3 protein-coding genes and 1 pseudogene are annotated in these 4869 nt (G+C 65.6%); 1 reads left to right on the forward strand and 3 read right to left on the reverse strand.

Translation table 11 applies throughout. The features are described 5' to 3' along the window. Window positions 1–15: 15 nt before the first annotated feature. Window positions 16–2742: a UvrD-helicase domain-containing protein gene (locus EOD07_RS22565; RefSeq protein ID WP_127237037.1), complete on the forward strand. Its 2727-nt coding sequence runs from the start codon at window positions 16–18 to the stop codon at window positions 2740–2742. Window positions 2743–2751: 9 nt separating this feature from the next. On the opposite strand, the gene EOD07_RS22570 is transcribed toward EOD07_RS22565, so the two are convergent. The 3 genes and pseudogenes from EOD07_RS22570 to EOD07_RS22580 form a co-directional block, all read right to left on the reverse strand. Continuing rightward, the gene (locus EOD07_RS22570; protein ID WP_127237038.1) at window positions 2752–3810 is read right to left on the reverse strand and encodes an ABC transporter permease; all 1059 of its coding nucleotides are present in this window, start codon (window positions 3808–3810) and stop codon (window positions 2752–2754) included. Beyond that, window positions 3807–4604, reverse strand: coding sequence for an ATP-binding cassette domain-containing protein (locus EOD07_RS22575; protein WP_127237039.1), 798 nt, complete (start codon window positions 4602–4604; stop codon window positions 3807–3809). Before EOD07_RS22575 ends, EOD07_RS22570 begins: the two co-directional genes overlap by 4 nt. Window positions 4605–4679: 75 nt before the next feature. Beyond that, window positions 4680–4869: pseudogene (locus EOD07_RS22580) on the reverse strand (sugar ABC transporter substrate-binding protein); the annotation flags it as partial.

Raw genomic sequence — 4869 nt, forward strand, 5'->3', positions numbered from 1 at the left:
CTACATTCGGGAGCGATGTCGGGCTTTTCCGAGGACATGCCTTTTTTCGATGAACCGAATGCGCGGCCCGCGGCGGCCCCATCCGGCATAGCCGCGCGCGCCATGGCCGCCCGCAGCGGCCAGAACGGCGCGCCCGATTATCTGAAGGGTCTGAACCCGGAACAGCGGCTCGCCGTCGAAACGACCGAAGGCCCGGTTCTGGTGCTGGCCGGCGCCGGCACCGGCAAGACGCGGGTGCTCACCACGCGCATAGCCCACATCCTTGCCACCGGCAGGGCCTTCCCCTCGCAGATCCTGGCCGTCACCTTCACCAACAAGGCCGCGCGCGAGATGAAGCAGCGCATCGGCCACCTGATCGGCGAAGGCAATGTCGAAGGCATGCCCTGGCTCGGCACTTTCCACTCGATCGGCGTCAAGCTTCTGCGCCGTCACGCCGAGCTTGCCGGGCTGAAATCCGATTTCACCATTCTCGACACCGACGACGTGGTGCGGCTGATCAAGCAGCTGATCCAGGCCGAAGGGCTGGACGACAAGCGCTGGCCGGCCAAGACCTTCGCCCAGATGCTCGACAACTGGAAGAACAAGGGGCTCGGCCCCGACGAGATTCCGGAAGGCGATGCGCGCAGCTTCGGCAACGGCAAGGGCCGCCAGCTCTACAAAGCCTATCAGGAACGGCTGCAGACGCTGAATTCCTGCGACTTCGGCGACCTGCTCTATCATCCGATCCGCATCTTCCGCGCCTATCCGGACGTGCTGAAGGAATATCACCGCAAGTTCAAATACATTCTGGTCGACGAGTACCAGGACACCAACACCGCGCAATACATGTGGCTGCGCCTTCTGGCGCAGCGGCCCGGTGCTGGGCGCAAAGGCGCCGACGACGGCGGCAGGCCAATCTCCCCCCTTGTGGGGGAGATGTCCGGCAGGACAGAGGGGGGCGCGAAGGATCGCGGCGCTTCCAATCTTTCAGGCGGAAAGGCCGGCGGGACAGCGCCCCCCTCTGTCGCCTCCGGCGACATCTCCCCCACAAGGGGGGAGATTGGAGCCAGCACCGTAAACATTTGCTGCGTCGGCGACGACGACCAGTCGATCTATGGCTGGCGCGGCGCCGAGGTCGACAACATCCTGCGCTTCGACAAGGATTTCCCGGGCGCCACCATCATCCGGCTGGAGCGCAACTATCGCTCCACCGCGCACATCCTCGGCGCGGCCTCTCACCTCATCGCCCACAATGAAGGCCGTTTCGGCAAGACGCTGTTCACCGACCGCGACGACCCCGAGGACGACAAGGTGCATGTCCATGCCGCCTGGGACTCGGAGGAAGAGGCCATGGCCATCGGCGACGCCATCGAGGCCTATCAGCGGCAGAAGCACAATCTCAACGACATGGCGATTCTGGTGCGCGCGTCCTTCCAGATGCGCGCCTTCGAAGACCGCTTCATCACGCTGGGCCTCAACTACCGCGTCATCGGCGGCCCGCGTTTCTACGAGCGCCTGGAGATCCGCGACGCGCTTGCCTTCTTCCGCGTCGTCGCCAACGGCGGCGACGACCTCGCTTTCGAGCGCATCGTCAACGTGCCGAAGCGCGGGCTGGGCGAAGCCACCATCCGCCAGATCCACGACACGGCGCGCGCCATGCGCGTCCCGATGCTGGAGGCCGCCGCCACGCTTGCCGAAAGCGACGAGCTCAAGCCGAAGCCGCGCGCGGCATTGCGTGAGGTCGCCGCCAATTTCGAGCGCTGGCAGAAGGCGCTGGAAACCACCCCGCACACCGAGCTCGCCGAGACCATCCTGGAGGAGAGCGGCTACACCGACATGTGGAAGAACGACCGTTCGGCGGATTCGCCTGGCCGGTTGGAAAACCTCAAGGAGCTGATCCGCTCCATGGAGGAATATGAATCGCTGCGCTCCTTCCTCGAGCATGTCGCGCTGGTCATGGAGGCCGAGCAAGGCGAGTCGCTCGACGCGGTCTCGATCATGACGCTGCATTCGGCCAAGGGCCTCGAATTCGAGACCGTTTTTCTCCCCGGCTGGGAGGAAGGCCTGTTCCCGCACCAGCGCGCGCTGGACGAAGGCGGCCGCTCCGGCCTGGAGGAAGAGCGCCGGCTCGCCTATGTCGGCCTGACGCGCGCCAAGAAGAACCTGCACATCTGGTTCGTCTCGAACCGCCTGATCCACGGCCTGTGGCAATCGACGATCCCGTCGCGCTTCCTCGATGAACTGCCGGAAACCCATGTCGACGTCGCGGACGGCGGCAACTCCTATGGCGGCTACGGCAATCCCTATGGCGGCGGCTCATTCGCCTCCGGGCGCGGCGGCGGTGGCGGCCGGCAAAACCCCTACGGCGCCTCGCGCTTCGACAATATCGGCGCCAAGGACCAGGGCAGCTTCTCCAACACCTATGCGACGCCCGGCTGGCAGCGCGCGCAGGCCAACCGCACCGAGGCGACCGACCGCAACTGGGGCACCCGCTCCGGCCACCAGGTAGAGCGCATCGGCTACGGCGAAACCGACAGCGGCTACGGCGCCGGGCGCACCTCTGTGAAGGGCCGCACCATCGAGGGCGAGCTGGTCGCCAAATCCGTCGCCGACACGCCATCCGCCTTCAATGTCGGCGACCGCGTCTTCCACCAGAAATTCGGCAACGGCAACATCGCGGCCATCGACGGCAACAAGCTCACCATCGACTTCGACAAGGCCGGCCAGAAACGCGTGCTGGACGGGTTTGTCGCGCCGGTGTGACCTGCCCCCTCACCTGTACCTTGCCTGGTTCCACTTATGGCCGAGCAGCGACAGGATGATGATCAGCCCGTTGAAGAACTGCACGTAGAAGCCGCTGAGGCCCGCCGCTACCACGCCAGTCTGAATGAACGACACCGTGACCGCGCCGATCGCGCCGCCGACGACCGTGCCGATGCCGCCCCAGGTCGGCGTGCCGCCGACGAAGACCGACGCCAGCACCGGTAGCAGATAGCCGTCGCCGGCCGTTGGCCACCAGGTGAAGTTGATCATCACCGAGAAGGTGCCGGCGATCGCCGCCCCTATGCCGGTGAAGACGAACACCTTCACCCGCACCCACTTGACGTCGATGCCCATCTGCTTGGCGCTGTCGGGATTGTCGCCGACCACCTTCACCTGCGCGCCGAAGCGGTGCCGGTTGAAGAGCAGCGCCGAGAACACCACGAAGGCGACCGCCCAGAAGATCTGCACCGGAATGCCCCAGATCTGGCTGGAGAAGATCTTGTAGGCCGCGCTGTCGGCCAGATTGGTCAGCGCCGTCGACTTGCCCTCGTTGATGATCTGGATCAGGCCGCGCAGCAGGAAGTTCATCCCGAGCGTGGCGATCAGCGACGACAGCCCGCCATAGACGACCAGCGAACCGACGAGGAAGCCGAGCAGCGTGCCGGTGACGAGCGCGGCCGCGATGCCAAGGAACGGATCGTAGCCGGCCTGCACCACCAGCGCGAAGACCCAGGAGGCGAAACCCATCGTCGCCGGGAAAGACAGGTCGATCTCGCCGCAGGTGACGACGAAGACCAGCGGCACCACCACGAACAGCGCGACGGGAAGCGTCGTCAGCACCGAGCTGTAGAGATACCAGGTGGTGAAGACGGTCGGGTTGGCGGTCATGAAGACCGCCATCATCACGATGAACACCGCGAGCGTGCCGAGCGCTGCGCGGTTGTCGAGGACGAAGCCGCGCAGCCAGTGATTGGACGGATGGCTCCATTCCTTGGCGGCCTTTTGGGCCATCTGGCCGCTTGCCCTTCCCAGAGGAGATTGCAGATCGGGTTCCATCGCCTTGCTCATTGCGCTCTCTGCTCCGCTTCGTCGGCCTCGTGCAGTCCCGGCAAGCCGTCGGGATGCGCGATGTCCTCCATGAAGTCGATGAGGTCGTCGGCCGACTTGACCTCGGTGCGGTCGGCGGTCAGCGCCACCTTGCCGCGGTCGAGCACCACGAAACGGTCGGCGATGTCGAAGACGTGGTGGATGTTGTGGCCGATGAACAGGATCGAGCGGCCGCTCGCCCGCACCTGACGCACGAAGTGGAACACCTTGGCGGTCTCGGTCAGCGACAGCGCCGTCGTCGGCTCGTCGAGGATGATCAGCTCCGCCTGCTTGTAGATGGCGCGCGCGATGGCCACGCCCTGTCGTTCGCCGCCCGAAAGCTGGCCGACGATCGAGTGCGGCGTGAACACTTTCGAGGTGAAGCCGATCTCGCGCATCAGCCGGCTCGCCTCCGCGATCTCCTTGTTGACCTTCAGCCAGCCCATGAAGCTGGTGAGCTCGCGGCCCATGAAGATGTTGCGCACGATCGTCTGCTGCACGGCCAGCGCCCGATCCTGGAACACCGTCTCGATGCCGGCGTCGCGCGAGCGCGCCGCGCTCCATCCGCTGACCGGCTTGCCGCGCACCAGGATCTCGCCGCTGGTCGGCTTGACCACGCCAGACAGGATCTTGATCAGCGTCGACTTGCCGGCGCCATTGTCGCCGATCAGGCCGACAACCTCGCCGCGGTCGACGCTGAGGTTGACGCCGCCCAGCGCATAGACCTGGCCGTAGGATTTCTTGATATCGCGCAGTTCGATGATGCGTTCGCTCATGCGATCCTCGCTTGAATTGCCTGTTCTGCCGGCGGTCCCGCCGGCCGGGTTGGGTCCGGCCGGCGGCCTGGGAGGTCAGCGCAGCGCCTGCTTGGCGAGCTCTGAGACGATCTCGTAGTTCTGCGGCGTGACGAAGCCGGCGCCGGTGTCCACATTCATCGGGGCCAGCCCCAGCACCACCTGCTGGCAAAGGCTGAGGATCGGCAGGTAGCCTTGCAGGAACGGCTGCTGGTCGGCCGTCAGTTGCACCCAGCCGCCCTTGAAG

It is taken from the genome of Mesorhizobium sp. M2C.T.Ca.TU.002.02.1.1, from assembly GCF_003997225.1.